A 25,732-nucleotide genomic window follows, 5' to 3' on the forward strand; every position below is an offset into this window, starting at 1 on the left:
TCGGTTATTTTATTCGATAGCGTCTTTTTTATGCCATATTTAGCGCAATGGCGATTCCAATACAAGGATTGATAATGACAATACCTGGGGTGAGTAGCCAAGGGCTACGGTTAGTCACGATGCTGGCAATGCTGGTGGTTATTATGGCGGGGATAAAAGCGGCATCGCCGATCGTGGTTCCGTTCTTGCTGGCTATATTTCTTGCTATCGTATTAAATCCATTAGTGAAACTGTTGGAGAAAATAAAAATTCCCCGCACTTTAGCTATTGTCTTATTGGTCACCATTATTATTTTACTCATGGCATTGCTCTTTAGCCGCCTGGGTTCTTCATTAAATGAGTTTGCCCGTTCATTGCCACAATATCGGGGCATGATGCTGGAAAAAATGCGCGACCTGCAAGAGTTTGCGATGCGCTTTAATATTGAGTTCTCGGTGGATGACATTATGAAGCATGTCGATCCCAGCACCGCTATGAACTTTGTGACCCGCCTACTTAGTCACCTTTCTGGTGCCATGGCCAGCATGTTCTTACTGCTGATGACGGTGGTCTTTATGTTGTTTGAAGTGGAACGATTGCCTTATAAAATGCAGTTGATGTTTGATAACCCTGAGCAAGGGAATGCGATTCTCAAACGTGCGCTAAATGGCGTAACCCACTATCTGGTAATCAAAACGATTATTAGCATTGCGACGGGGATTGTTATTTGGTTATTCCTGGCCGCGATGGGGGTCCGATTCGCTTTCCTTTGGGGACTTCTGGCCTTTGTACTCAATTATATACCTAACATCGGCTCCGTATTGGCGGCTATGCCACCCATCATTCAGGCACTGTTATTTAATGGTTTTGCCGATGCATTTGCTGTTACCTGCGGGTATATTCTGATTAATCTGATTGGGGGCAATATTATTGACCCACGGATGATGGGGCGTGGCTTGGGCCTATCAACATTGGTGGTGTTCTTATCCTTGATTTTTTGGGGGTGGTTACTCGGGCCGATTGGTATGCTGCTCTCTGTTCCATTAACGATTATTGCCAAAATAGTATTAGAGTTAACACCAGACGGTTATAAAATCGCTGTGTTATTGAGTGATGGTAAACCTGCCAAGATTGAGTAGCTCAAAACTACGGATATCGTATTTATCGCTGGGCCACAGAGTGAAGCTGGCTGTTGGCCCGGCGAAAAGAACAGAAAAGTTGGGAACAAGGGCTAATAGAAAAAGAAATAAATATCTAGCGCCAATAGAATCAGCCACAAGCAGATATAGAGCAGTAGATGTTCACGAACATTATTGATAACCATCGAGAGCAATTTATTTAACATGCAGGTTGCCTGAGGCTAAAATCGTTGCCCATTATAGGGATTTTTACTTTTATAAACAATAAGCTGGAAGGTTAAATTCCGAGTCAAAACATGATTAAATTGATACTCGCCTTGGTTAATAGGCCCAGCGTGGTATGACTGAAAAAGATTGATTTATATTAGCTATGTTAAGTGAAATGTAACCGTTTTTTAAACCGCAAGCGATAACGCGCTATATTAATTCGGTTACATTATCTGTCAGAAAAAAATCACACATTCAGCAAACTGACTGGAATGGAGGCACCTTCGTTACTATAACTCTGTATACTCGTATGCTCAGTATAAATATTTAAATACGTTGTAAATAAAGCATAACTCCAAACGATTCCTGACTTTTATTTTTTCGGTGATATGCCGTTTATGTGAATAAACGGTGCTGTCGCTGATATTCAACTTCCTGGCAATGCGGTAATTGGGCATCTCCATCATCCAGTAGCACATGATTTTATGCTCTTGCGGACTGAATAGGGATGCCGGGTAGGGCGACTGCGGTTTACTGATATCCTCATCTGAAACGCTCGATAGCCTCTGTAACAACTCAGGTAAGTGTCTTTTAGCCAGAATGGATACAGAATCGGTCAGGGGTATCGGTGTTTCACTAAATGGATATGATGCATCCAGATAAATATAGACTTTAGCCCGCAGGCAACAACTCAAAAATTGTGCTAATAACGGACAATGTCCCCCATAACGACAATATTGTGTGAGATTAACAATGATGACTTCAGGATCAAACTGATGAATAGCGACAGTAGCCTGTTTAACCGTGGGTACATCCATTAAATTGAGACATGACGAATTATTTAAATAGGTATTTACACCAGATCGAGTATAAAAACATTCATCGATAATTAATATTTTCATGTGGCATACATCCTTGTCTAACAGCAACCATACCTGGCCGCATACAAGGATAAAGTAATCCCCCAGCAGCTAAAACGTCAATTCGGGATTTACGATTGTTTGTGACGGGTTTTGCGAATATAAGACTCTGCTAATTATTAAATAAATAGTATTTTATACTAATAATTAAGTGTGGATGAGAAAACAACCAACCGATGACTAAGATGAAAAAGAAGCCGTCATCGGTCGTAATCAAGTGTAGGTCTAGCCTGTTACCGCATTAAGGCTTGGCAAAACGGGACAGCGAAAAGGCAGAAATATCAATGGGTGAAGGCTTATTCTGTGCGAAAAGCGCCGCTACTTCCCCCAGTGCGGTGGCAAACTTAAACCCATGGCCGCTTAAGCCTGTCACCACCATGATATTATTGTTGTCTGGTAATGTGTCGATGATGAAATCTTCATCGGGGCTCATATCGTAACTGCATGCGGCACCGTGCAGGCATACGCCCACCCCCGGTAAGAAGCTACGTAAAAAACCAAATACTTCGGTTCCATCTTCTGCATAGCCACCAAAAGGTTTGCGCTGTGCAGCAGTTTCAATAGGCTGCCCGCCATTATGTTTACCCAGTTTCAACTCGTCATTTTGTGAGGGGAAGCCGTAATAATGAATATTATCTGGTGTCTCGACGGTGAAAGCCGGGAAATGATTCCCTTCGCTGTAGCGGCCATCGGCATGGTGCCATGAAAACACTTTACGTATGGCGGTCACCGGTAATTCGGGTAACAACTCTTTGACCCAGGTTCCGGCGGTGACAATCACTTTTTTAGCACTGTAGGTACCGTCTATCGTGACGACATCTACACCACCATCCAGCGGTTCAATCGCAGTGACTGGGCAATTGAATAAAATACCGCAGCCGGCTTCAGTGACGGCTTTAATCAGTGTTTTAATCGCTAACTCAGATCGTAAATAACCTGATTGCGGTTCGAACACACCAATATAATTATCCGGTACGCTAAATACTGGCCACTTTTCACGGATCTGTGCCGCAGTTAGGGTTTCAACCGGCAAATTATATTGTTGAGCACTGTGCTGGGCATTTTGTAGAAAAATAGAGTCATCTGGCCCCAGATTAAGGACACCGCTGGCCTGAAATAGCGACTCACCGGTTTGGGCTGATAGTTGGTCCCACAGTGCTTGGGCACGTAAAACCAGGGGAACATATTTCTCACCTTCACCATAGGCATGGCGAATGATTCGCGTATCACCGTGATGGCTACCAGCTTGATGAGGTGGCATTGCACTGTCAACCATCAGTACGTTTAAACCGGCTTGTGACGCATAGTAACCTGCAGCCGAGCCTACGGAGCCACTACCAATGACAATTAAATCATAATCCATATTTTGCACCCTGGGGGAATATCGCTACCTGGCTTTTTCAATACGGTTTGCATAAGCAAAGTGTATTTATCATGGCAATCGCCGGAACGGTTTAAATTAAAGTAGCAATAGTGCCGATAAAAATTAAAACGATAGTAATAACACGGGAGCGAAGTGAGAAAAAGTGCTGCTAGCCATATAGGGTGAGAACGGTTAATAAAAAGGCACCAAGTGATATTCACTGGTGCCTTTTTTGGCGAACACGAAACATGTTATCTGGTGGACAAAAATTAATGTTTACGATGATCAAGATCTTGATATTCTGATGACTCAATTTTAGCAATGCCTGCTTCTAAGATATTTATTAATTGGCGTGCAACATCGGTGGTTAACCAAAGCGTTCTATCAACCAGCGCATCTTCTGGCGGTTGATCCATGGAAGACAGGTAATGAAGACGTATCATCATAGCGTCGTATACATCTACAGTGCTGATATCCCAACCTACAAGCGGATGAGTCTGAATAACTTCATCATTTCTGTCCATAAAGACCCCTTATATAGTAGTTACTTACTGGAGTGACTAATGAGGATCAATGCGGCTCATTATCAAGTGAGCTTTTTCAGTATACGCAACCGCCGATGAATTGGGTGATTATCGCAAGATATTTACAAATTATTTATTTTCTGATGATTTCTTAATCAACAATAAACTGGCTAAAGGAAGTAAGGATGAGCAAGGGGGAAAGACTTTTATATAAAAAAGCCGAGGAACGACTCCCCGGCAAAAACAGCATTACAGTGGGTTAGTCCGCGTCGAACCAGTCGTCAGCGCTTTCCCATATTTCTTGTAATATTTCAGAGATCAGATCTTTATCCGTTTTGGCTCCCCCTAAAACAGAAAGATTATTTGCTCCGGCGTAACGCACTTGTACTGTGGTGGTCGTATCCGGGAATTTGGTATTTAGCCGTTTGCTCAATTCATGGGTTAGTGCTTCGATAGCACCTGCGGGTAACGGGTTTTTTTTATCAATACTGACTTCAACACGCATATTTGGCCCTCCGAATATTTATACTGGTTATTTATACAGTGTAAATATTCAGGTTGCAAGTAACTGATATAAAAATCTTCGCTGTACGGATTTAGCCCCTACAGCGAAGGTTATCAGCTTTTAACTGACCAGTTGATAGTTTGACCGGCAAGGAAAGGAATCACAGATTCATCCCCTAATGGGATTTCTTCTGGTTGTTGGAAAGGTGCCTTAACCAATTCAACAAAGTCTTCGTTAACTGGCAGACCATAGAAGCGTGGGCCATTTAAGGAGCAGAATGCTTCAAGATGCTCTAGCGCACCCATCTCTTCAAACACGGTCGTATAAGCCGGCAGGGCTGATGGTGCGTTGAAGACGCCCGCACAGCCGCAGGATGACTCTTTACGGTGCTTGGCATGGGGAGCTGAGTCGGTTCCGAGGAAGAAACGGTCCGAACCACTGGCAACGGCCTGGCGTAACGCTTCTTGATGGGTGCTGCGTTTTAGTATTGGCAGACAGAACAAGTGGGGGCGAATACCACCAACTAGCATGTGATTGCGGTTAAACATCAGATGTTGTGGGGTGATGGTTGCTCCAAGAAAACGATTGCCTGCCAGCACGTAGTCAGCGGCATCTTTAGTCGTGATGTGCTCGAAGACAATTTTCAATTCAGGGAATTGGCGGCGTACCGGTTCCAGAATCTGATCGATAAAGCGCGCTTCGCGATCAAAAATATCAACGGCAGCTTCAGTTACTTCACCGTGAATCAGCAGCGGCATGCCAATCTTTTGCATTTGCTCAAACAGCGGGTATATCGCTGGGATATCGGATACACCGTGATTTGAGTTGGTAGTGGCATTGGCCGGATACAGTTTTGCCGCAGTAAATACGCCTTGCTCAAAACCGGTGGTCAGTTCTTTGACATCAAGTGTATTGGTCAGATAACACGTCATCAACGGCGTGAAATTGTGCCCGGCAGGTAACGCGGCCAAAATCCGTTCCCGATAAGCGATAGCACTGGCAACCGTAGTAATCGGCGGGGCCAGATTGGGCATGACAATGGCCCGGGCAAACACCTCGGAGGTATAGGGCAGCACGGTACTGAGCATTTCGTCATCACGTAAGTGAATATGCCAGTCATCCGGGCGGCGAATTTTCAGGGTTTGGGGTTGTGCAGTCATTCAACTAGCTCCGCAGTCATGATGAGATATTGGGGTTTTTATACTGTTTCCGGCGGGGTCTAAGGATAAGCGGAAAGTGCGCCGGATGCATCTGATTGTTAGGGTTAAGTTGAAAACAAGACAAAAAGGGCATCTTATAGAGGGGCTCGGGATAAAATTGCCCGATAGGGTGAGCTATTGATTAGCAGTAAAATACGCTAATTGAATGTACAGCATGGGAGAATAACTATGGAAGTCCGTGTCATCGCCAGTTTAGTGGCAAAACCTGAATTTATTGATGCAGTAAATGAAGCGGTTCATTTGGTAATAGAACCGAGTCGCGAGGAGAAGGGGAATCTGCAATATGATCTCCATGCCGAAAGCGGCCAGAAAGGTTCTTTTGTGTTTTTCGAACGCTGGGCATCTGATGATGCATTGGAAAAACATAATAAAACCGGGCATTTCAACGAGTTTGTCAAAGCCATTGAGGGCAAACTGGAAAGCCTTGAAATAAAGAAACTGAAACAGATAGCCTGAGAGTGATCTCTGGCTAACAATATCACCAATATAAAAAAAACCCGCCTGATGGCGGGTTTTGTCTTTGCAATGTTTGGTCTGAATAAAATTACATTTATTCGACGGATTGCGGTTTTGTTGCCGGTGCCGTTGCCTGCGTTGCAGCCGCGTGGCCACCAGCAGAACCTTTACCTGCAAAATCAAAGGCTGGGCGTTCCCATTGGCCTTTAGTTGGTGACTCTGGCGCGTAATCCGGTGCCGGTGCTTTCGTCATTGGTGCTGAAGCATAGTGTTTGAATACCACACCTTCAGGATGAGCGACAACCGGCTGTTGTGGCACAACAACTGGCGCCGCAACAATAACCGCGTCACTTACACGGGTTTCAACAACGGCTTCTTCAATCAGCGGCTCTTCAACTGCTGATGTTTCAACAATGGCTTCAGTTACTACCGGTGCTTCAGCTACAGCTTCTGCCACCACGGTTTCAGCAACAACAGCTTCTTCCGTCGGTGCTTCAACAATAGCAGTTTCAGCAACAATGGTTTCTTCCACCACAGTGTCTTCAGCAATTGCTTCCTCAATTATCGCTTCCTGAACAACAGGTTCAGCGATAGTTTCCGCAACTCCAGCGTCTACAATTGCAGTTTCTTCAACTTCAGATGCTGCTTCAACTTGCGCCACTTCACTCGCAGGCTCTACGGCGGTTGGCTCAACGGCAGCCGGTTCTACAGCAGGCAGTTCTACAACTACGGGCGCGACAACAGGAGCACGGCCTGGTACAGCGGCGGCTGAAGATGAAGAACCACCTGGTTTATGCTGCGACGCAGGGGCTGGAGCGACTGTTTCGGTCACGATAGCAACAGGCGCTGCGGCAACAACTGGGGCTGCTACAATCACGGCTGGGATATTAACCGGAGTCTCTACCGCTGCAACTTCTACTGGCAATGGTTGTTCAACCGGGTTTGCTACAAAAGCAGGTTCAACTGTCTGAGCAACTGGGTAACGAACCCACACTTTGCCTGAAGCCATTTCTGGTGAGGCAAAAGCACCAGCCAGCGGCATAGCAGATTGTGTCGGGTAACGCTCATCACGATAACGACGGCGACGCTGACCACTGACGCGCAGATGGCGAGGTGAGCGGCGCGAACGACGTGGCATGCCATTTTCATTATTGGCATTGCGATCGTGAGACCCTTCATCATCGCTTTGAGCTGTGGCTTGTGGCAGTAATTTCACTTCTTCCTGCACAACTGGCGCTGCAATGTTTGCCACCGGGGTACTAACCGGACTTTCCTGCACTGCATTTTCCAGCACATTCAGCTCATTATTTGCAGATTGAATACGGACTTTCTGATTCAATTGACGGCGTTGACGACGCTGCATAACCTGTTGACGTTCTTCTTGCTCAGGTTGCACTTCTTCGACCACACTGACTGCTGCCACTTCTACTTCGGCTTTGACTTCCTGCGCTACCTGACGTTTATCATCCTGACGACGGCGTTGGCGATCACCCCGACGCTGTGGTTGCTGCTCGTCGCGTGGTGCTTTATCAGCTTCGACAACGTCAGTTTGCGCTTGCGGCGCAGCAGTTTGTGGCGCAGGGCGCTTGTTGCGACGCTGATCTTCACGACCTTCGCGGTTCGCATTGTCACGACTATTGCTGTCACGACCACCATTGTTGTCACGCGCGCTGTTATCACGGCCTTCACGCAGCGTGCGATCACCTCTCTCTTTACGGCCATTATTCTGGCGGCGAGGATTGCGACGATCATTACGGCGGTTTTCGTTGGTTTCGGTTTTCTCAACCTCTACCGGTTTAACTTCTTCTTCCGATGTGCCGAATATACCTTTTAGGCCACTGAACAAACGGCTAAAGAAGCCGGGTTGTTCTGGTGCAGCAGCAGATGCCGTTACTTGTGGCGCAACGCTTGGTTTAGCATTGACGTTAGCAGGTGCGGCTTCTGGTGGCACTTCGGTTGGCAGAGAGAACGTTGCCAACGCTGGCTGTTCTGGACGTTTACGCTCAATCGTTGCTTCTTCCAACGGTTGTGCCATCTCTGCTTCATGCAGTTGTGGCAACAGGTAGCTAAGAGAAGGAACCTCTTCGCCTTTACGTACCCGAAGAACAGAATAGTGTGGTGTTTGCATCTGATCGTTTGGCACGATCACCGCGCGCACACCACCTTGACGTTTTTCAATGGCGTTGACGGACTCACGTTTTTCGTTGAGCAGATACGACGCAATCTGTACCGGAACAATTGCATGAACTTCATGGGTATTTTCTTTCAGCGCTTCTTCTTCAATCAGACGCAGAATAGAAAGTGACAATGATTCGTTGTCACGAACGGTACCGGTACCGCTACAGCGTGGGCAAACGTGGTGGCTTGACTCACCCAGTGACGGGCTAAGACGCTGACGGGACATTTCCAGCAAGCCAAAGCGAGAGATACGGCCAATCTGGATGCGGGCGCGGTCTTGGCGAACGGCATCACGCAGGCGGTTTTCAACTTCACGCTGGTGGCGCACTGGCGTCATATCGATGAAATCGATAACAATCAGGCCACCGAGGTCACGTAAACGTAACTGGCGGGCAATCTCATCAGCAGCTTCAAGGTTGGTGTTGAATGCGGTTTCTTCGATATCGCCACCACGTGTTGCACGCGCGGAGTTGATATCAATTGCCGTCAGGGCTTCGGTGGTATCAATAACGATAGAACCGCCGGAAGGTAGACGCACTTCACGCTGGAACGCTGACTCAATCTGAGACTCAATTTGGTAGTGGCTGAATAGGGGGATTTCACCACTATACAACTTGATTTTGCTACTGAAATCCGGGCGACCCAGAGCGGCGATATGCTCCTTTGCCAGTTCGAGAACTTTAGGGTTATCGATCAGGATCTCGCCGATGTCCGGGCGCAGGTAATCACGGAAAGCGCGGACAATCACGTTACTTTCCTGATGGATCAAGAACGGCGCAGGGCGACCTTCAGCGGCTTTTTTAATCGCATCCCAATGCTTCAGGCGGAATGACAAATCCCATTGCAGTGCATCAGCAGATTTGCCAACACCAGCAGTACGGACAATCAGACCCATGCCATCAGGCAATTGCAGGGAGGATAGGGCTTCTTTCAGTTCGGTGCGGTCATCACCCTCAATGCGGCGAGAAATACCGCCGGCACGTGGGTTGTTCGGCATCAGAACCAAATAACTGCCAGCCAGGCTGATGAAAGTGGTTAGTGCGGCACCTTTATTACCACGTTCTTCTTTATCAACCTGAACAATAACTTCTTGGCCTTCGCGCAGTACATCTTTGATGTTTGGGCGGCCATGAGAGGAATAATTACTAGGGAAATATTCGCGAGAAATTTCTTTTAATGGGAGGAAACCATGTCGTTCAGCACCGTAATCAACAAAAGCGGCTTCCAGACTGGGTTCGATTCGGGTGATTTTGCCTTTGTAAATATTCGCTTTTTTCTGTTCATGACCTGGGCTTTCAATATCCAAATCATACAGCCGCTGTCCATCTACAAGGGCAACACGCAACTCTTCTTGCTGAGTTGCGTTAATCAACATTCTTTTCATCTTTAACTTACTCGTTATTTTTACATTGGCGTTAGAACTGCGGGCAAAATAACCTCTATGGCCGGGTAAACCGATGACCCCGAGTCTTCTAGCAAAGCCGTCAACCTCACGGTTGTCGCCTGCATAGGGGCGCATTATTTCGGTAAGCCTGTGTTTCTTTCTGAAAAACAGCGCTTTTATATAAAGGGCCGCTTCTGAATATAAGACAACAGAGCAGACCCACTTGCCGGCCAAGCTGCAACCCGCAGCCCGCTAATTGCTTGATTTCACATTACGTCTTACGCCATTGCTGCGTTTTTGTGTGATCAGGCAAAGTATATTATTCCACAAGTCTCTTGGTCTAACGAGAATCAACGCAGAATTAGTGACATTATTCCATTGCTGACACTGATATAGCAAGATGACTTTACCTGTCTACGTAAAGATTCTTTTACTGTTTTCACAGTGTTGGCGGCTATCGTTGTCTTATTAAACAATAAATGCGCGCAAACGTTATCTTTAAATAGTCAGAATGACAGTTAAGCACAGAAAAAGGGGTGGCGCTAATTCCTCGGTGTATTTAGAATCGCGCACCATGAAAACGAATAATCCAGCAGTACAATTAATCACCATTTCTGCCGACGAAGCTGGTCAGCGGATCGATAACTTTTTGCTCACTAAATTGAAAGGTGTGCCAAAAAGTATGATCTACCGCATCGTGCGCAAAGGTGAGGTTCGCGTTAATAAAGGGCGCATTAAGCCAGAATATAAACTGGCTGACGGTGATGTGGTTCGTGTTCCGCCCGTGCGTATCGCTGAGCGAGAAGAGGTTCAGATTTCTGCCAAACTGGATAAAGTTGCGGCGTTGGCCGACTGTATTTTATTTGAAGATGACTATTTGTTAGTACTGAACAAACCTTCCGGTACGGCGGTTCATGGTGGCAGTGGTTTGAGTTTTGGTGTTATTGAAGCATTGCGCGCGTTACGCCCCGAAGCCCGTTTCCTTGAATTGGTTCATCGCCTTGACCGCGATACCTCCGGTGTTTTGTTGGTGGCGAAAAAACGTTCTGCGCTGCGTTCTTTACATGAGCAACTGCGGTTAAAAGGGATGCAGAAAGACTATTTGGCATTGGTGCGAGGCCAATGGCAATCTCACTGTAAAGCGGTTCAGGCACCTTTATTGAAAAATATTCTGCAAAGTGGCGAGCGGGTGGTGAAAGTCAGCAGTGAGGGCAAACCTTCAGAAACGCGGTTTAAAGTTGAAGAGCGTTTTGAGCACGCAACCCTGGTCAAAGCCAGCCCGATTACTGGCCGGACCCACCAGATCCGCGTGCATGCGCTCCATGCGGGCCACCCGATTGCTTTTGATGATCGCTACGGCGACCGTGAATTTGATCAACAATTGCAAGGCACGGGGTTGCATCGATTATTTTTACATGCGGCAGCATTACGTTTTGAGCACCCCAATAGCGGTGAAACCATGCGTATTGAAGCGCCACTGGACAATCAGTTACGCCACTGCCTGCTGATGTTACGCAAGAAAGCGGCAGAAAAGTAAATTTCAGCATTAACTCATCGAAATAGCAGGGTGCAGGTATGAAACTGCACCCTGTTTTTTTTATTCAGCATACAGTAATGGATTTACCCCTTGCTCAATCAGCATTTGGGTGAGGGCGATTAAGGGCAGACCGATAAGTGTATTGGGGTCTCGCCCTGATAATCGATCAAATAGGGTAATACCCAACCCCTCACTTTTAAAACTGCCGGCGCAATTCCACGGTTGCTCTCGCGTCAAATAACCGTCTATTTCTGCCTCGCTGAGCGCCCGGAAATAGACATCAAAAGTTTCGCACAGGCAACTAAGGCTGTTGGTTGCTGTATTTAATAGGGCCAGACCGGTATAAAAAGTGACACATTGCCCACTGGCTTGCTGCAATTGCTTCATTGCGTTTGCATAATTATGGGGTTTCCCGACGATTAAATCGTCAATCACACAGACCTGATCAGAGCCGATTATCAGATGTTGTGGAAAACGCCCCGCCAATGTCAGGGCTTTTGCACTGGCTAAGCGCTGTACCAGCGCACTGGCTGTTTCGCCTGCCAGCGGGCTTTCATCGGTCTGTGGTGCCGCAGTAACAAAGGGTAATTGCAGCTTTTCCAGCAAAGTTTGGCGATATGATGAGGTTGAAGCAAGAACCAGTTGCAGCATAATATTTTCCATAAACCGTAGCGTAATTTAATCAGGCATTTTAAACTGTCCGCCGCAACATAAGCGAATATTGGTGAAAGGTGCGGTAAAAAGGCCTTTTTCTTTGACTCTATGTCGTTACAAAGTTAATATGCGCGCCCTATGCAAAAGGTAAAATTACCCCTGACCATTGATGCGGTTCGTACCGCTCAGAAACGTTTAGATTACGCAGGTATCTATTCACCTGAGCAGGTTACACGTGTAGCCGATTCAGTGGTAAGTGTGGACAGCGATGTCGTGGCCTCATTATCGTTTAATATCGATAATCAGCGCCTGGCGGTTATTACAGGTCATGCGGACGTCGATGTAACATTGATGTGTCAGCGCTGTAATAACACGTTTGCACAACATGTTCATACAACGTATTGTTTTAGCCCGGTCGTCAATGATGAGCAGGCTGAAGCATTACCGGAAGCGTACGAGCCGATCGAAGTCGACGAATTTGGCGAAGTTGATCTGCTGGCTATGATTGAAGACGAAATTATTCTTTCACTGCCTGTCGTTCCGGTACATGATTCTGAACACTGTGAAGTGTCCGAGGCGGACATGGTATTTGGTAAACTGCCTGAAGAGGTGGAGAAACCTAATCCATTTGCCGTATTAGCCAGTTTAAAGAAAGTAATTAAGGAGTAAGGTCAATGGCCGTACAACAGAACAAACCAACTCGTTCCAAACGTGGCATGCGCCGTTCACACGATGCGCTGACCACTGCCACGCTGTCTGTGGACAAAACTTCCGGTGAAACTCACCTGCGTCACCACATCACAGCCGACGGTTTCTACCGTGGCCGCAAGGTTATCGGCTGAGTAGTACTTGCTAATCTTTAGCAAGGCGATACCTTGACTTGTCTAACCCTAGCGTTAGATGCAATGGGTGGGGATTTCGGTCCCCACGTCACAGTGCCTGCTTCATTGCAGGCGCTGGCCTCTAATCCACAGCTTAAACTTCTGCTGGTCGGGAATCCCGACACCATCACTCCGTTACTTGTTAATGCCGATCCTTTGTTGCTGGAGAGGTTACAGGTCATCCCCGCTGAGCATGTTATTGCCAGCGATGCTAAACCCTCACAAGCTATCCGTGCCAGTCGTGGTACCTCGATGCGTATAGCGCTGGAGTTGGTCAAGAACGGTGACGCAGCGGCCTGTGTGAGTGCCGGGAATACCGGGGCATTGATGGGGCTGGCGAAGATGATGATTAAGCCTCTGGATGGAATAGAGCGCCCGGCGTTAATGACTGTCATCCCTAACCAGCAACGCAGCAAGACGGTAGTGCTGGATCTAGGGGCTAACGTTGAATGTGATAGTAGAATGTTGGTGCAGTTTGCTGTCATGGGATCGGTGATGGCAGAAGAAGTTGTTGGCATTACCAACCCGCGTGTTGCTTTGCTCAATATTGGCGAAGAAGAAACCAAAGGGTTAGATAATATCCGCGAAGCCGCCGCAGTATTAAAAAATACACCGGCGATCAACTATATTGGTTATCTGGAAGGCAATGATTTGCTTACGGGTAAGACCGATGTGATGGTTTGTGACGGCTTCGTGGGTAACGTCACTCTAAAGACCATGGAAGGTGTGATAAGAATGTTCTTGTCACTGCTCAAATCATCGGGCGAAGGCAGTAAACAGTCCTGGTGGCTTAAACTCATCGGGCGCTGGCTGCAAAAACGTGTGGCAAAACGGTTCGGTCATTTGAACCCCGACCAGTATAATGGTGCATGTCTGTTAGGATTACGGGGCATCGTAATCAAGAGCCATGGCGCTGCGAATCAACGCGCATTCGCTGTCGCAATCGAACAGGCTGTGCAGGCGGTGCAGCGGCAAGTCCCTCAACGGATTGCCGCGCGCCTTGAAGCGGTATTACCCAAGAGTGACTGATCGTACATGTATACTAAGATTCTCGGTACGGGGAGTTATCTGCCCGTACAAGTGCGCAGTAATGCTGATTTAGAAAAAATGGTGGATACGTCGGACGAGTGGATTGTCACCCGTACCGGTATTCGTGAGCGGCGTATTGCCGGCCTGGATGAAACAGTCGCGACCATGGGTTTCCATGCGGCTGAAAAAGCGCTGGAGATGGCTGGCGTTAGTAAGGACCAGATTGGGCTGATTGTGGTTGCTACCACCTCGTCAAGCCATGCTTTCCCAAGCTCGGCCTGTCAGGTGCAACAAATGCTGGGCATTAAAGATGCAGCCTCTTTCGATCTGGCTGCGGCCTGTGCGGGCTTTACCTACGCGCTGAGTGTAGCTGACCAATATGTGAAAAGTGGTGCGGTTAAGCATGCCATCGTGATTGGCTCCGATATGTTATCGCGCGCACTGGACCCAGAAGATCGTGGCACCATTATTTTATTTGGTGATGGTGCAGGTGCCGTAGTATTGGGCGCATCTGAAGAACCAGGCATTCTGTCTACCCATTTGCATGCCGACGGCAGCTATGGTCAGTTGCTGGCACTGCCGTACCAAGATCGCCAACAGCAAGAGCAACCAGCCTATGTCACTATGGCCGGTAATGAAGTATTTAAAGTTGCGGTGACTGAGCTTGCCCACATTGTGGACGAAACATTGCAGGCCAATAATCTGGAGCGCACTGCGCTGGATTGGTTAGTGCCGCATCAGGCTAACCTGCGTATTATTACCGCAACGGCGAAGAAGTTAGGCATGGGGATGGATAAAGTGGTGATCACGCTTGATCGTCATGGCAACACCTCTGCGGCATCTGTTCCTGCGGCGCTGGATGAAGCGGTGCGCGATGGGCGTATTCAACGTGGGCAGCTAGTGCTGCTGGAAGCGTTTGGCGGTGGCTTTACCTGGGGCTCTGCGCTGGTTCGTTTTTGATTTAACAGTACCTTTTTTGGTTTAACAGGACTTTTTTGATTCAACAGGAAAGAAAATGTCGAAATTTGCAATGGTATTTCCAGGCCAGGGTTCGCAATCCCTTGGCATGCTGGCCGATTTGGCCGCACAATTTCCGATAGTTGAAGCGACTTTCAGTGAAGCGTCGTCGGTACTGGGTTACTCCCTCTGGCAGCTAGTGCAGCAAGGCCCGGTCGAAGAATTGAATAAAACGTGGCAGACACAACCGGCGTTGTTGGCGGCATCGGTTGCAATTTGGCGCGTCTGGCAACATCAAGGCGGCAAGCTGCCGACAATGATGGCAGGCCATAGCTTAGGTGAATATTCAGCACTGGTTTGCGCAGGTGTGATTGATTTCAAACAGGCGATCACTCTGGTTGAGTTGCGCGGCAAACTGATGCAGGAAGCGGTGCCAGCAGGCACTGGTGCAATGTATGCCATCATAGGTCTGGATAATGAATCCATTGCCAAAGCCTGTGAAGAGTCAGCACAAGGCCAGGTTGTTTCGCCCGTCAATTTTAACTCACCAGGTCAGGTAGTGATTGCCGGTAACAAAGAGGCGGTAGAACGTGCCGGGGTTGCTTGTAAAGCGGCCGGTGCCAAGCGTGCCTTACCTTTACCGGTCAGTGTGCCATCTCATTGTGCGCTAATGAAACCTGCTGCGGATAAGTTAGCCGAAGCGCTGGAAAACATTGAATTCCAGGCGCCACTGTTCCCGGTTGTCAACAACGTAGATGTGAAAACGGAAGTGTCACCAGACGCTATCCGCAGTGCGCTGGTGCGCCAGCTCTATAACCCAGTACGTTGGACTGAGAGTGTTGAATTTATGGCAGCAGAAGGTATTGAGCTGCTGTTAGAAGTTGGGCCAGGTAAAGTCTTGACTGGCTTGACCAAGCGTATCGTGGATACTTTAACTGCAGCACCGGTAAACGATGTTGCTACGCTGACCAGCGCGCTTGAAAACTAAGAAAGAGGGTAACATGAGCTTCGAAGGAAAAGTTGCGCTGGTAACCGGCGCGAGCCGTGGTATTGGCCGTGCGATTGCAGAATTATTGGTCGAACGTGGTGCCTGTGTTATTGGTACTGCGACCAGTGAGAAGGGCGCAGACGCCATTAGCGCCTATTTGGGTGAAAATGGCAAAGGCTATATGTTGAACGTCGTGGAACCCGCGTCAATCGATGCTGTTTTGACAGCGATTCGTGCGGAATTTGGCGAAGTTGATATTTTAGTGAATAATGCAGGTATTACGCGTGATAACCTGCTGATGCGTATGAAGGATGAAGAGTGGCAAGATATTATTGACACCGATCTAACTTCTGTATTCCGCCTGTCAAAAGCGGTAATGCGCGCTATGATGAAAAAGCGGTTTGGGCGTATCATTACCATCGGGTCTGTGGTTGGGACAATGGGCAATGCGGGGCAGGTTAACTACGCGGCAGCTAAAGCGGGTCTGATTGGTTTTAGCAAGTCTTTGGCGCGTGAGGTTGCTTCACGTGGCATTACTGTCAACGTTGTGGCACCTGGCTTTATTGAGACGGACATGACGACGGCGTTGACAGATGAACAACGCGCAGGCATTTTAGCCCAAGTACCAGCTAACCGGCTTGGGCAAGCTAAAGAAATCGCCAGCGCTGTTGCATTTTTAGCCTCTGACGAGGCCAGCTACATCTCTGGTGAAACGTTACATGTCAATGGCGGCATGTATATGATTTAAAAATCACGAAAGTATTTGCATTATTTGAGGTGAAAACCGCAAAATAGCGTAAAATCGTGGTTTGACCAGCCGAGATTTAGTTGCATCTTTTTCAACATTTTATACACTACGAAAACCATCGCGAAAGCGAGTTTTGATAGGAAATTTAAGAGTATGAGCACTATCGAAGAACGCGTTAAGAAAATCATCGTTGAACAACTGGGTGTTAAAGAAGACGAAGTGAAGAACAGTGCTTCTTTCGTTGAAGATCTTGGCGCGGATTCTCTGGACACCGTTGAGCTGGTAATGGCTCTGGAAGAAGAATTTGATACTGAGATTCCAGACGAAGAAGCAGAAAAAATCACTACTGTTCAGGCAGCTATTGATTTTATCAACGCTAACCAGCAGTAAGCGAACATGCTTTAAGTTTAGATAGTTAGGCGGTCACTCGACCGCCTAAGTTTTTTTTGTCCTAAGTGTTATTTTCCCTCCTTGGAGGACAACCGTGTCTAAGCGTCGAGTTGTTGTGACTGGACTGGGCATGTTGTCTCCTGTCGGTAATACAGTAGAATCCACATGGAACGCTGTTCTTGCCGGGCAGAGTGGCATCAGCCTGATCGACCATTTTGATACTAATGCCTACGCAACGAAATTTGCTGGCTTAGTAAAAGATTTTAATTGTGAAGAGTTCATTTCGCGTAAAGATGCACGCAAAATGGATGCATTCATACAGTACGGCATTGTTGCTGGCATGCAAGCCATGCAAGACTCAGGGCTTGAAATAACCGAAGCCAATGCTCCTCGTATCGGTGCCGCTATTGGTTCTGGTATTGGTGGGTTGGGTCTGATTGAAGAGAACCACACCGCACTGGTGAATGGTGGGCCACGTAAAATTAGCCCATTCTTCGTGCCATCAACCATTGTTAACATGATTGCCGGCCATCTGACCATCATGTGTGGTATGCGTGGGCCAAGCATCTCTATCGCGACGGCCTGTACTTCTGGTGTGCATAATATCGGTCAAGCGGCACGGATCATTGCTTACAATGATGCGGATGTCATGCTGGCAGGTGGCGCTGAAAAAGCCAGTACTCCACTGGGTGTCGGTGGTTTCGGTGCCGCTCGTGCATTGTCTACTCGTAACGATAATCCGCAAGCCGCAAGCCGCCCGTGGGATAAAGACCGTGATGGTTTCGTCCTGGGTGATGGCGCAGGTATGATGGTGCTGGAAGAGTACGAACACGCGAAAAAACGTGGTGCAAAAATCTATGCTGAAGTTGTTGGGTTTGGGATGAGCAGCGATGCCTATCACATGACCTCTCCACCGGAAGACGGTTCAGGAGCAGCGCTGGCAATGGTGAATGCATTACGTGATGCGGGTGTGAGCACCTCTCAAATTGGTTATATCAATGCCCACGGCACATCGACTCCTGCGGGCGATAAAGCTGAAACGCAGGCAGTGAAGTCTGTATTTGGTGAAGATGCCCATAAAGTGATGGTCAGTTCCACCAAATCCATGACTGGGCACTTGTTAGGTGCAGCCGGTGCGGTTGAGTCTATCTTCACTGTGCTGGCGTTGCGTGATCAAGCTATTCCGCCAACCATAAATCTGGATAACCCGGATGAAGGTTGTGATTTGGATTTTGTTCCGCATGAAGCCCGTCAGGTAAAAGACATTGAGTATACCTTGTGTAACTCCTTCGGCTTCGGTGGCACTAACGGCTCTTTGGTTTTCCGCAAGGTATAACCTTGGCTGTTAAACTTCTGCCGCTTAAAAGGCCCGGTCTTCCGGGTCTTTTATTAGGTTAACCCCACGCATATAACAGCGCAATGCCCTGGCGTTGCAGCGCACTCCGCCGCTTCAAGTACAAAAAATATAATATCCCGCCATAATCACTGTCTCAGTAAGAGATAAATCCGAAAACAGCTATTGCCTAAATCTGCTACTGTCGGCACGTACAATTTTTATTTATCTACAGCATATATTTACTGGCAAGGTATATTCAGCAACTGAATGCATGGCAAACAATACCCCTCCTATTTAAAGAGAGTCTGAATGTTCTGGATTAATGGTATAGAGCAAAATTTGATTTCAGCTTCAGATCGCGCAGTGCAGTTTGGTGATGGCTGCTTTACAACTGCGAGGGTATCTCATGGTCGGGTGGTGTGGCTTGATAAGCACCTACAGCGCCTACAGCAGGCAACTGAGCGCCTGTTGATGCCAACAGTCAACTGGAACGCATTGACTAAGGAAATGGTTGAGGCGGCAAACCATACCGAAGATGGGGTGTTGAAAGTGATTATTAGCCGGGGTAGTGGTGGGCGAGGCTACAGCGGTACCACTTGCCAGCATCCAACGCGGCTTATTTCGCTTAGTGATTATCCCACGCATTATCATAGTTGGCGTGAACGGGGCATTTCATTGGCATTAAGCCCGGTGACGTTGGCACGTAGCCCATTGCTGGCCGGTGTTAAGCATCTGAATCGTCTTGAGCAAGTGCTGATTCGTGCGCATCTTGAGCAGACAGAGGCTGATGAGGCACTGGTGCTTGACACTGCGGGCCTGCTGGTGGAATGCTGTGCGGCTAATTTATTCTGGCGTAAAGGTGAAGTGATATTTACCCCCGACTTAAGCCTGTCAGGTGTTGATGGCATCACGCGCCAGATGATTATCGCTTGTCTGGCCGCGCATGGGCAGCAGGTGGCGATTGTGGCCCAGCCACTGGATGTACTGGCTGATGCGGATGAAATTGTCGTATGCAATGCGCTGATGCCGCTACTGCCAGTGAACCGTGCCGATAAATGGCTTTATAACTCGCGTCAGTTGTTTGATTTTCTGAATCAGCACTGTTGCGATGTATAAGTGATGGTCTCAGCATCATCATGTTGGTTTTAATGTATAGCGTTGATGACTACCTTTAATTTGAAGATGGCCGCCCGATGAAAATAAAAAGCACCCGAGTTGTAATCCTTTTTGCCGCTATCTGTTTGGGATTAGTGCTGCTGGGTTATCAGAAAATACAACACTTTGCGAACCAACCGTTGGCTATCCAGCAAGAAACCATCTTTAAACTCCCCACCGGTACGGGGCGGGTGGCATTGGAGAATTTACTGCAACGTGACCATGTGATTAAAAACACCCGTTTGTTCCCCTGGCTGTTGCGTATAGAGCCTGAATTGGCCAAGTTTAAGGCGGGGACTTACCGTTTTACTCCCGGTATGACGGTACGTGGCATGCTGGAATTACTCGCCAGTGGTAAAGAAGCACAATTTACTGTGCGCTTTATTGAGGGCAAACGGCTACGAGACTGGCTGGATGAATTGCAGCAGTCAAAGTATGTAAAACAGGTATTAGCAGGCAAAAGTGATACTGAGATTGCAGGGTTACTGGGGCTAAAAGACATCGAGCACCCTGAGGGATGGCTCTATCCTGATACCTATTCCTATACCGCCGGAACCACTGACTTGGCCTTACTCAAACGTGCCCATGTAAAGATGGAAAAAACGGTTGATGAGATTTGGCAAGGTCGGGATGAGTCTTTACCCTATAAGACACCGGGTGAGTTGGTCACCATGGCATCTATCATCGAAAAAGAAACCGCTGTAAATGAAGAACGCACTAAAGTCGCATCGGTGTTTATTAACCGCCTACGGATTGGTATGCGCCTGCAAACTGATCCTACGGTAATTTATGGTATGGGTGACAAGTACAATGGCAACATTAGTCGTAAAGACTTAGATACGCCAACACCTTATAATACCTATGTGATTTCTGGTTTGCCGCCCACCCCAATTGCCATGCCGGGGTTAGCATCACTGACGGCTGCCGCGCACCCGGCCAAAACCGCCTATCTCTACTTTGTGGCAGATGGCAAGGGCGGGCATACATTTACCACCAATTTAGCCAGTCATAACCAAGCGGTGCGGGTCTATCGTCAATCGCTCAAGGATAAAAATGAACAGTAAATTTATCGTTATTGAAGGGCTGGAAGGGGCAGGGAAAACCACCGCCAGAGACACCGTGGTTGCCACGCTGCGTGCCCAAGGGATTAACGATATTGTTTTCACCCGGGAGCCGGGTGGGACGCCGTTGGCAGAAAAGCTGCGTGATTTGATTAAACAAGGTATTGATGGTGAAGTCCTGACCGATAAGGCCGAAGTGCTGATGCTGTATGCTGCGCGAGTGCAATTGGTTGAGAACGTCATTAAACCGGCGTTGGCGCGAGGCAGTTGGGTGGTGGGTGATCGCCATGATCTCTCATCTCAGGCGTATCAGGGAGGCGGGCGCGGCATTGATAGCCAATTGATGACGTCATTGCGTGATACCGTATTGGGTGAATTCCGCCCTGATCTGACGCTGTATCTTGATTTGCCGCCTGTGGTCGGATTAGCACGCGCTCGTGCCCGTGGCGAGTTGGATCGTATTGAACAAGAGTCGCTGGCCTTTTTTGAACGCACGCGTGCACGCTATCTCGAACTGGCCGCCGCCGATACCAGTATAAAAACCATTGATGCCTCCCAACCTCTTGAGCAAGTGAGCACATCAATCAGTCGGGTATTGACTCAATGGCTGGCCAGCCGGGAAACCGCATAATGAAATGGTATCCGTGGCTTACGGCACCTTATCGGCAGTTGATAGGGCAGCATACTGCCGGGCGCGGGCACCACGCGTTATTACTCCACGCCTTGCCCGGTAATGGTGAAGAGGCGTTGATTTATGGCCTCAGCCGCTGGCTAATGTGCCAACAGCGGCAAGGTGAGAAAAGCTGTGGTGAATGCCATAGCTGCCGTTTAATGCTGGCGGGTAACCACCCGGACTGGTATGTACTGGCACCAGAAAAAGGCAAAAGTAGTATTGGGGTTGAGCTGGTGCGTCAGCAGATCGATAAGCTCTATTCCCATGCACAACAAGGCGGGGCTAAGGTGGTGTGGTTGCCACACGCCGAACTGCTGACCGATGCGGCGGCGAATGCCTTGTTGAAAACCTTGGAAGAGCCACCGGAGAAAACCTATTTCCTGCTGGACTGCCATCAACCTGCCAGTTTGTTAGCTACGCTACGTAGCCGCTGTTTTTACTGGTATTTGGCCTGCCCGGATACCGCACTCAGTTTGCAATGGTTGCAACGGCAAGTTCAGGCAGAACCGGTGATGGCGCTGGCTGCGCTTAAATTGAGTGAGGGCGCACCCTTGGCAGCCGAGCGGTTGTTGCAACCGGAGCGGTGGACGCTACGTACTGCGCTGTGTAGCGCCCTTAGCGGTGCACTGAACAGTTCGGATCTACTGTCACTGTTAGTGCAGTTGAACCATGATGATGCGGCTGAGCGCCTCCAATGGCTCTCTTCACTGCTGCTGGATGCCTTGAAATGGCAACAAGGTGCTGGTGAGTTTGCGGTCAATCAGGATCAATTGTCGTTGGTACAACAGTTGGCGCAAATGGCCAGTACACCAATGTTGCTTCAGTCAACAAAACAACTGGCAAAATGCCGCCATCAATTATTATCTGTCGTCGGTGTTAACCGTGAATTGTTACTCACTGAGTTGCTACTTAACTGGGAAACCGCACTGTCCACGGGCACCTATTCCACCTCACCTTGATTGAATATTCAACGTAATTGGTGTTGCAGCGGCCGGCCTAAGGATGAGGCGAGTAACGAATATAGCGCGCCCTGCGGCTTCAAATGCGAAGAGTATGGAAGAGTTTAATATTATGTTGTTAGTTGATTCACACTGCCATCTTGATAGCCTTGACTACCAGACGCTACACAGCAGCGTCGATGATGTGTTAGCCAAAGCAAATGCGCGGGATGTCGGTTTTGTCCTGGCGGTAGCCACCACGTTACCGGGCTTTTCTGCCATGACCTCGCTTATTGGCGAACGCCCCAATGTGGCATTTTCATGTGGTGTTCATCCGCTGAATCTCGACGGTGGCTATGATTTCCAGCAACTCAGAAGCCTGGCTGCGGCAGATAATGTGGTGGCGATGGGCGAGACCGGGCTGGATTATTTTTATCAACAAGATAATATCCCGCTGCAACAAGCCTCTTTCCGCGAACATATTCGCATTGGTCGCGAATTAAACAAACCGGTGATTGTGCATACCCGCGATGCGCGTGAAGATACGCTCGCGATTTTGCGCGAAGAGCAGGCACAGGAGTGTGGCGGTGTTTTACATTGCTTTACAGAAGACAAAGCCACGGCAGCAACGCTGTTAGACCTTGGTTTTTACATTTCATTCTCAGGGATCCTCACCTTCCGTAATGCCGAACAACTGCGCGATGTGGCCCGTTATGTTCCGCTGGATCGGATATTAGTAGAGACCGATTCACCTTATCTGGCCCCAGTTCCTCATCGTGGCAAAGAGAACCAACCGGCCTATGTCCGTGATGTTGCAGAGTATATGGCGGTGCTGAAAGGCGTGAGTCTTGCTTCACTGGCGCAGGCGACGACTGATAACTTTTGCCGGTTATTTCATCTGGACCCTTCCCAGTTCGCCAGTGAAAATCGCTAGCATCCTTAATAATACTTTTTTTTAAGCTCGTAATTAATCAGCGAAACGAGTAATGTTCTCACCCGATTTATTGGGTGAGGGCAGGTGTTATTGACGTTTTTTTACAAAATATGCGCGATTTGATGCAAATTAAGCGCCTTCTTGAAAGAAACGTGACTGCCATCAAACATTAAGCAGGCTATTTATTTTACTCTTCGTAAAAATTAAAAGGGTGCTTTAGACATCCTTATTCGCAAAGGCTTACTCCCCCCTTTGTAACGCCAATAAACGCGAGAAACAGCAGAAAAGCACTATTACTCAGGAGCACACTCAACTATGTTTAAGAACGCATTTGCAAACCTGCAAAAGGTAGGTAAATCGCTAATGCTACCGGTATCCGTCTTACCCATCGCAGGTATTCTGCTGGGTGTCGGTTCCGCGAATTTTAGCTGGCTACCAACAGTAGTCTCTCACGTAATGGCAGAAGCGGGCGGTTCCGTCTTTGCTAACATGGCATTAATCTTTGCTATTGGCGTTGCACTCGGCTTTACCAATAACGACGGTGTATCCGCGTTGGCGGCAGTTGTTGCTTACGGCATCATGGTGAAAACCATGGCTGTGGTAGCGCCTCTGGTCTTGCATCTGCCAGCAGAAGAAATTGCGGCCAAACATTTAGCCGATACCGGGGTATTGGGCGGGATTATTGCAGGTGCTATAGCCGCCTACATGTTCAACCGCTTCTACCGTATTCAGTTACCTGAATATCTCGGTTTCTTTGCGGGCAAACGCTTTGTTCCGATTATTTCTGGTTTCACCGCTATCTTCGTTGGTGTGATCCTGTCCTTCGTATGGCCACCTATCGGTACTGCGATCCAGACTTTCTCCCAGTGGGCGGCTTATCAGAACTCAGTTGTTGCCTTTGGTATCTACGGCGTTGTTGAACGTGCGTTAGTGCCATTCGGTCTGCACCATATCTGGAACGTACCATTCCAAATGCAAATTGGTGAATACACCAACGCAGCAGGTCAGGTATTCCACGGTGACATTCCACGTTACATGGCGGGTGACCCAACTGCCGGTAAACTGTCTGGTGGCTTCTTGTTCAAAATGTACGGTCTGCCAGCCGCCGCGATTGCGATTTGGCATTCAGCCAAGCCGGAAAACCGCGCTAAAGTGGGCGGGATCATGATCTCCGCAGCGCTGACCTCATTCCTGACTGGTATCACCGAGCCAATTGAATTCTCCTTCATGTTCGTGGCGCCAATTTTGTATGTTATCCATGCAATTCTGGCCGGTCTGGCGTTCCCAATCTGTATCCTGCTTGGGATGCGTGATGGTACCAGCTTCTCCCATGGTCTGATTGACTTCATCGTTCTAAGTGGCAACAGTAGCCGTATCTGGCTGTTCCCTCTGGTGGGTATTTGCTACGGTCTGGTGTACTACACCATCTTCCGTGTGCTGATTGCCAAACTGGATCTGAAAACACCGGGTCGTGAAGAGACAACGACTGAGCAAACTGTACAGGGCGGCACAGAAATGTCAGCGGCACTGGTAAATGCGTTTGGTGGTAAAGAGAACATCACTAACCTGGATGCATGTATTACCCGTCTGCGTGTCAGCGTGGCGGATGTATCCAAGGTTGACCAAGCTGGTCTGAAGAAACTGGGTGCTGCGGGTGTTGTGGTCGCAGGTTCTGGTGTTCAGGCTATCTTCGGGACTAAATCAGATAACCTGAAAACAGATATGGACGAGTATATTCGTAACCATTGATTCAGGTTTGGGGAGTGCAAAGGGGGGGGCGAAAGCCTCCCTTTTTTTATCTTTTTTACATTGATTTTATTGGGTTATTTATTTTTGCTGTCCATATTGTGACCTCAACTCAAAGATTGACCACCTTCAGATACAAAAAAGCCTGCACGCGGCGGTTATAGCAGGCCGTGACAGCGTTTAAAAATGAATGTTGGAGAGCGTCGCGATCACGCCACTTATCCGTTACGCCAAAGCACAGCAGAAAACCGTTATTATTAGCGCAGAAATATTAGCTATTCAGGTGGTTGAGCCATTTGTGCTGTATACGGTATTCGCCCAGGCGCCACATTGTTTGAAAAAGCGGCGGCTTATGCCAGAGGCTGATTATTGAGGTTGAAATCAATAGAATTTGTCGCTCATACTACGCATTCTCTATTTTACAATGACAAAGGAAATGCGTAATGGCCGAAGAAACGATTTTCAGCAAAATTATCCGCCGTGAAATTCCTGCCGACGTGGTCTATCAGGATGAACTGGTGACGGCGTTTCGTGATATTGCCCCACAGGCACCCACCCATATCTTAATCATTCCTAATATCCTTATTCCAACTGTGAATGATGTCACCGCAGAACATGAAGCAACACTGGGCCGCATGATCACCGTGGCGGCTAAACTTGCTCAACAGGAAGGCATTGCCGAAGATGGCTATCGCCTGATCATCAACTGTAACCAACATGCCGGGCAAGTGGTCTATCATATTCATATGCACCTGGTTGGTGGTCGTGATCTGGGGTCATTGTTGTCACATAAGTAATGATGCTGCATCAATAGCGACATAATGATTGAG

Annotated in this window: 26 protein-coding genes and 1 pseudogene; 19 read left to right on the forward strand and 8 right to left on the reverse strand. The window is 48.2% G+C overall.

Annotated features, from left to right (window positions below; translation table 11 throughout):
- Positions 1–74: 74 nt before the first annotated feature.
- Positions 75–1,118, forward strand: a complete 1,044-nt coding sequence (locus tag EL015_RS08905; protein ID WP_032905869.1) for an AI-2E family transporter — start codon at positions 75–77, stop codon at positions 1,116–1,118.
- Between the two features lie 92 nt (positions 1,119–1,210).
- Here EL015_RS08905 and EL015_RS08910 read toward each other — a convergent pair whose 3' ends face one another.
- The 6 genes from EL015_RS08910 to pyrC form a co-directional block, all read right to left on the reverse strand.
- Positions 1,211–1,324 carry a DUF2770 family protein gene (locus tag EL015_RS08910; protein WP_005183270.1) on the reverse strand — a complete coding sequence of 38 codons (114 nt, stop codon included), beginning with the start codon at positions 1,322–1,324 and terminating at the stop codon, positions 1,211–1,213.
- Between the two features lie 315 nt (positions 1,325–1,639).
- Complete coding sequence (locus EL015_RS08915) at positions 1,640–2,227, reverse strand: helix-turn-helix transcriptional regulator (RefSeq protein WP_032905868.1); 588 nt, start codon at positions 2,225–2,227, stop codon at positions 1,640–1,642.
- 259 nt (positions 2,228–2,486) lie between these two features.
- A complete protein-coding gene (gene solA / locus EL015_RS08920; RefSeq protein WP_005183264.1) occupies positions 2,487–3,608 on the reverse strand; it encodes an N-methyl-L-tryptophan oxidase in 1,122 nt (373 codons plus the stop codon).
- Between the two features lie 269 nt (positions 3,609–3,877).
- Positions 3,878–4,132, reverse strand: a complete 255-nt coding sequence (gene bssS / locus EL015_RS08925; protein WP_032813201.1) for a biofilm formation regulator BssS — start codon at positions 4,130–4,132, stop codon at positions 3,878–3,880.
- Between the two features lie 259 nt (positions 4,133–4,391).
- Positions 4,392–4,637, reverse strand: a complete 246-nt coding sequence (gene dinI, locus EL015_RS08930; protein WP_005183256.1) for a DNA damage-inducible protein I — start codon at positions 4,635–4,637, stop codon at positions 4,392–4,394.
- A gap of 113 nt (positions 4,638–4,750) precedes the next feature.
- Entirely contained in the window at positions 4,751–5,797 is a 1,047-nt protein-coding gene (gene pyrC / locus EL015_RS08935; RefSeq protein WP_005183253.1) for a dihydroorotase, read from the reverse strand.
- A gap of 228 nt (positions 5,798–6,025) precedes the next feature.
- Here pyrC and EL015_RS08940 point away from each other — a divergent pair, with 228 nt between their 5' ends.
- The gene (locus EL015_RS08940; RefSeq protein WP_005183250.1) at positions 6,026–6,313 is read left to right on the forward strand and encodes a putative quinol monooxygenase; all 288 of its coding nucleotides are present in this window, start codon (positions 6,026–6,028) and stop codon (positions 6,311–6,313) included.
- A 94-nt stretch (positions 6,314–6,407) separates the two neighbouring features.
- Here the strand turns inward: EL015_RS08940 and rne are convergent, their stop codons facing one another.
- Complete coding sequence (gene rne / locus EL015_RS08945; RefSeq protein ID WP_005183246.1) at positions 6,408–9,875, reverse strand: ribonuclease E; 3,468 nt, start codon at positions 9,873–9,875, stop codon at positions 6,408–6,410.
- Positions 9,876–10,449: 574 nt separating this feature from the next.
- Between rne and rluC the strand changes: the two genes are divergently transcribed.
- Positions 10,450–11,412, forward strand: a complete 963-nt coding sequence (rluC, locus tag EL015_RS08955) for a 23S rRNA pseudouridine(955/2504/2580) synthase RluC (RefSeq protein ID WP_032905902.1) — start codon at positions 10,450–10,452, stop codon at positions 11,410–11,412.
- A gap of 60 nt (positions 11,413–11,472) precedes the next feature.
- Here the strand turns inward: rluC and EL015_RS08960 are convergent, their stop codons facing one another.
- Positions 11,473–12,063, reverse strand: coding sequence for a Maf family protein (locus tag EL015_RS08960; protein ID WP_032905867.1), 591 nt, complete (start codon positions 12,061–12,063; stop codon positions 11,473–11,475).
- 141 nt (positions 12,064–12,204) lie between these two features.
- Here EL015_RS08960 and yceD point away from each other — a divergent pair, with 141 nt between their 5' ends.
- From yceD to hinT, 16 genes and pseudogenes are all read left to right on the forward strand, one after another.
- Positions 12,205–12,735, forward strand: coding sequence for a 23S rRNA accumulation protein YceD (yceD, locus tag EL015_RS08965; protein WP_005183233.1), 531 nt, complete (start codon positions 12,205–12,207; stop codon positions 12,733–12,735).
- Positions 12,736–12,740: 5 nt separating this feature from the next.
- A complete protein-coding gene (gene rpmF, locus EL015_RS08970) occupies positions 12,741–12,908 on the forward strand; it encodes a 50S ribosomal protein L32 (RefSeq protein ID WP_002210931.1) in 168 nt (55 codons plus the stop codon).
- Between the two features lie 33 nt (positions 12,909–12,941).
- Positions 12,942–13,976: a phosphate acyltransferase PlsX gene (plsX, locus tag EL015_RS08975; protein ID WP_071843428.1), complete on the forward strand. Its 1,035-nt coding sequence runs from the start codon at positions 12,942–12,944 to the stop codon at positions 13,974–13,976.
- 6 nt (positions 13,977–13,982) lie between these two features.
- On the forward strand, positions 13,983–14,936 hold the full coding sequence (locus tag EL015_RS08980; RefSeq protein ID WP_005183226.1) for a beta-ketoacyl-ACP synthase III: 954 nt from the start codon (positions 13,983–13,985) through the stop codon (positions 14,934–14,936).
- Positions 14,937–14,991: 55 nt separating this feature from the next.
- Positions 14,992–15,921, forward strand: coding sequence for an ACP S-malonyltransferase (gene fabD / locus EL015_RS08985; protein ID WP_032905865.1), 930 nt, complete (start codon positions 14,992–14,994; stop codon positions 15,919–15,921).
- Between the two features lie 13 nt (positions 15,922–15,934).
- The gene (gene fabG, locus EL015_RS08990) at positions 15,935–16,669 is read left to right on the forward strand and encodes a 3-oxoacyl-ACP reductase FabG (RefSeq protein WP_005183219.1); all 735 of its coding nucleotides are present in this window, start codon (positions 15,935–15,937) and stop codon (positions 16,667–16,669) included.
- Between the two features lie 153 nt (positions 16,670–16,822).
- Complete coding sequence (acpP, locus tag EL015_RS08995) at positions 16,823–17,059, forward strand: acyl carrier protein (protein ID WP_002220787.1); 237 nt, start codon at positions 16,823–16,825, stop codon at positions 17,057–17,059.
- 94 nt (positions 17,060–17,153) lie between these two features.
- Positions 17,154–18,395 (forward strand): beta-ketoacyl-ACP synthase II, encoded by a 1,242-nt coding sequence (gene fabF / locus EL015_RS09000; RefSeq protein WP_032905863.1) that lies wholly within the window; start codon positions 17,154–17,156, stop codon positions 18,393–18,395.
- Positions 18,396–18,704: 309 nt separating this feature from the next.
- Entirely contained in the window at positions 18,705–19,511 is an 807-nt protein-coding gene (pabC, locus tag EL015_RS09005; RefSeq protein WP_005183195.1) for an aminodeoxychorismate lyase, read from the forward strand.
- Between the two features lie 77 nt (positions 19,512–19,588).
- Positions 19,589–20,614 (forward strand): endolytic transglycosylase MltG, encoded by a 1,026-nt coding sequence (mltG, locus tag EL015_RS09010; protein WP_005183192.1) that lies wholly within the window; start codon positions 19,589–19,591, stop codon positions 20,612–20,614.
- Positions 20,604–21,242: a dTMP kinase gene (gene tmk / locus EL015_RS09015; RefSeq protein WP_032905861.1), complete on the forward strand. Its 639-nt coding sequence runs from the start codon at positions 20,604–20,606 to the stop codon at positions 21,240–21,242. The genes mltG and tmk overlap by 11 nt, the downstream gene beginning before the upstream one ends.
- On the forward strand, positions 21,242–22,243 hold the full coding sequence (holB, locus tag EL015_RS09020) for a DNA polymerase III subunit delta' (protein WP_005183189.1): 1,002 nt from the start codon (positions 21,242–21,244) through the stop codon (positions 22,241–22,243). The genes tmk and holB overlap by 1 nt, the downstream gene beginning before the upstream one ends.
- Before the next feature lie 112 nt (positions 22,244–22,355).
- Entirely contained in the window at positions 22,356–23,156 is an 801-nt protein-coding gene (locus EL015_RS09025) for a metal-dependent hydrolase (protein WP_032905901.1), read from the forward strand.
- Positions 23,157–23,471: 315 nt separating this feature from the next.
- Complete coding sequence (ptsG, locus tag EL015_RS09030) at positions 23,472–24,905, forward strand: PTS glucose transporter subunit IIBC (RefSeq protein WP_032905860.1); 1,434 nt, start codon at positions 23,472–23,474, stop codon at positions 24,903–24,905.
- Between the two features lie 202 nt (positions 24,906–25,107).
- Positions 25,108–25,268, forward strand: a pseudogene (locus EL015_RS09035) (shikimate 5-dehydrogenase); the annotation flags it as partial.
- A gap of 77 nt (positions 25,269–25,345) precedes the next feature.
- Positions 25,346–25,699 (forward strand): purine nucleoside phosphoramidase, encoded by a 354-nt coding sequence (gene hinT, locus EL015_RS09040; protein ID WP_005183175.1) that lies wholly within the window; start codon positions 25,346–25,348, stop codon positions 25,697–25,699.
- Positions 25,700–25,732: the final 33 nt, after the last annotated feature.

It is taken from the genome of Yersinia intermedia, from assembly GCF_900635455.1.
In the GTDB taxonomy this organism is placed as follows: domain Bacteria; phylum Pseudomonadota; class Gammaproteobacteria; order Enterobacterales; family Enterobacteriaceae; genus Yersinia; species Yersinia intermedia.

Excerpts from the sequence above, each read along its gene's own strand:
- EL015_RS08905 (WP_032905869.1), top strand. The coding sequence starts at position 75 with ATGACAATACCTGGGGTGAGTAGCCAAGGGCTACGGTTAGTCACGATG.
- EL015_RS08910 (WP_005183270.1), bottom strand. The coding sequence starts at position 1,324 with ATGTTAAATAAATTGCTCTCGATGGTTATCAATAATGTTCGTGAACAT.
- EL015_RS08915 (WP_032905868.1), bottom strand. The coding sequence starts at position 2,227 with ATGAAAATATTAATTATCGATGAATGTTTTTATACTCGATCTGGTGTA.
- solA (WP_005183264.1), bottom strand. The coding sequence starts at position 3,608 with ATGGATTATGATTTAATTGTCATTGGTAGTGGCTCCGTAGGCTCGGCT.
- bssS (WP_032813201.1), bottom strand. The coding sequence starts at position 4,132 with ATGGACAGAAATGATGAAGTTATTCAGACTCATCCGCTTGTAGGTTGG.
- dinI (WP_005183256.1), bottom strand. The coding sequence starts at position 4,637 with ATGCGTGTTGAAGTCAGTATTGATAAAAAAAACCCGTTACCCGCAGGT.
- pyrC (WP_005183253.1), bottom strand. The coding sequence starts at position 5,797 with ATGACTGCACAACCCCAAACCCTGAAAATTCGCCGCCCGGATGACTGG.
- EL015_RS08940 (WP_005183250.1), top strand. The coding sequence starts at position 6,026 with ATGGAAGTCCGTGTCATCGCCAGTTTAGTGGCAAAACCTGAATTTATT.
- rne (WP_005183246.1), bottom strand. The coding sequence starts at position 9,875 with ATGAAAAGAATGTTGATTAACGCAACTCAGCAAGAAGAGTTGCGTGTT.
- rluC (WP_032905902.1), top strand. The coding sequence starts at position 10,450 with ATGAAAACGAATAATCCAGCAGTACAATTAATCACCATTTCTGCCGAC.
- EL015_RS08960 (WP_032905867.1), bottom strand. The coding sequence starts at position 12,063 with ATGCTGCAACTGGTTCTTGCTTCAACCTCATCATATCGCCAAACTTTG.
- yceD (WP_005183233.1), top strand. The coding sequence starts at position 12,205 with ATGCAAAAGGTAAAATTACCCCTGACCATTGATGCGGTTCGTACCGCT.
- rpmF (WP_002210931.1), top strand. The coding sequence starts at position 12,741 with ATGGCCGTACAACAGAACAAACCAACTCGTTCCAAACGTGGCATGCGC.
- EL015_RS08980 (WP_005183226.1), top strand. The coding sequence starts at position 13,983 with ATGTATACTAAGATTCTCGGTACGGGGAGTTATCTGCCCGTACAAGTG.
- fabD (WP_032905865.1), top strand. The coding sequence starts at position 14,992 with ATGTCGAAATTTGCAATGGTATTTCCAGGCCAGGGTTCGCAATCCCTT.
- fabG (WP_005183219.1), top strand. The coding sequence starts at position 15,935 with ATGAGCTTCGAAGGAAAAGTTGCGCTGGTAACCGGCGCGAGCCGTGGT.
- acpP (WP_002220787.1), top strand. The coding sequence starts at position 16,823 with ATGAGCACTATCGAAGAACGCGTTAAGAAAATCATCGTTGAACAACTG.
- pabC (WP_005183195.1), top strand. The coding sequence starts at position 18,705 with ATGTTCTGGATTAATGGTATAGAGCAAAATTTGATTTCAGCTTCAGAT.
- mltG (WP_005183192.1), top strand. The coding sequence starts at position 19,589 with ATGAAAATAAAAAGCACCCGAGTTGTAATCCTTTTTGCCGCTATCTGT.
- tmk (WP_032905861.1), top strand. The coding sequence starts at position 20,604 with ATGAACAGTAAATTTATCGTTATTGAAGGGCTGGAAGGGGCAGGGAAA.
- holB (WP_005183189.1), top strand. The coding sequence starts at position 21,242 with ATGAAATGGTATCCGTGGCTTACGGCACCTTATCGGCAGTTGATAGGG.
- EL015_RS09025 (WP_032905901.1), top strand. The coding sequence starts at position 22,356 with ATGTTGTTAGTTGATTCACACTGCCATCTTGATAGCCTTGACTACCAG.
- ptsG (WP_032905860.1), top strand. The coding sequence starts at position 23,472 with ATGTTTAAGAACGCATTTGCAAACCTGCAAAAGGTAGGTAAATCGCTA.
- hinT (WP_005183175.1), top strand. The coding sequence starts at position 25,346 with ATGGCCGAAGAAACGATTTTCAGCAAAATTATCCGCCGTGAAATTCCT.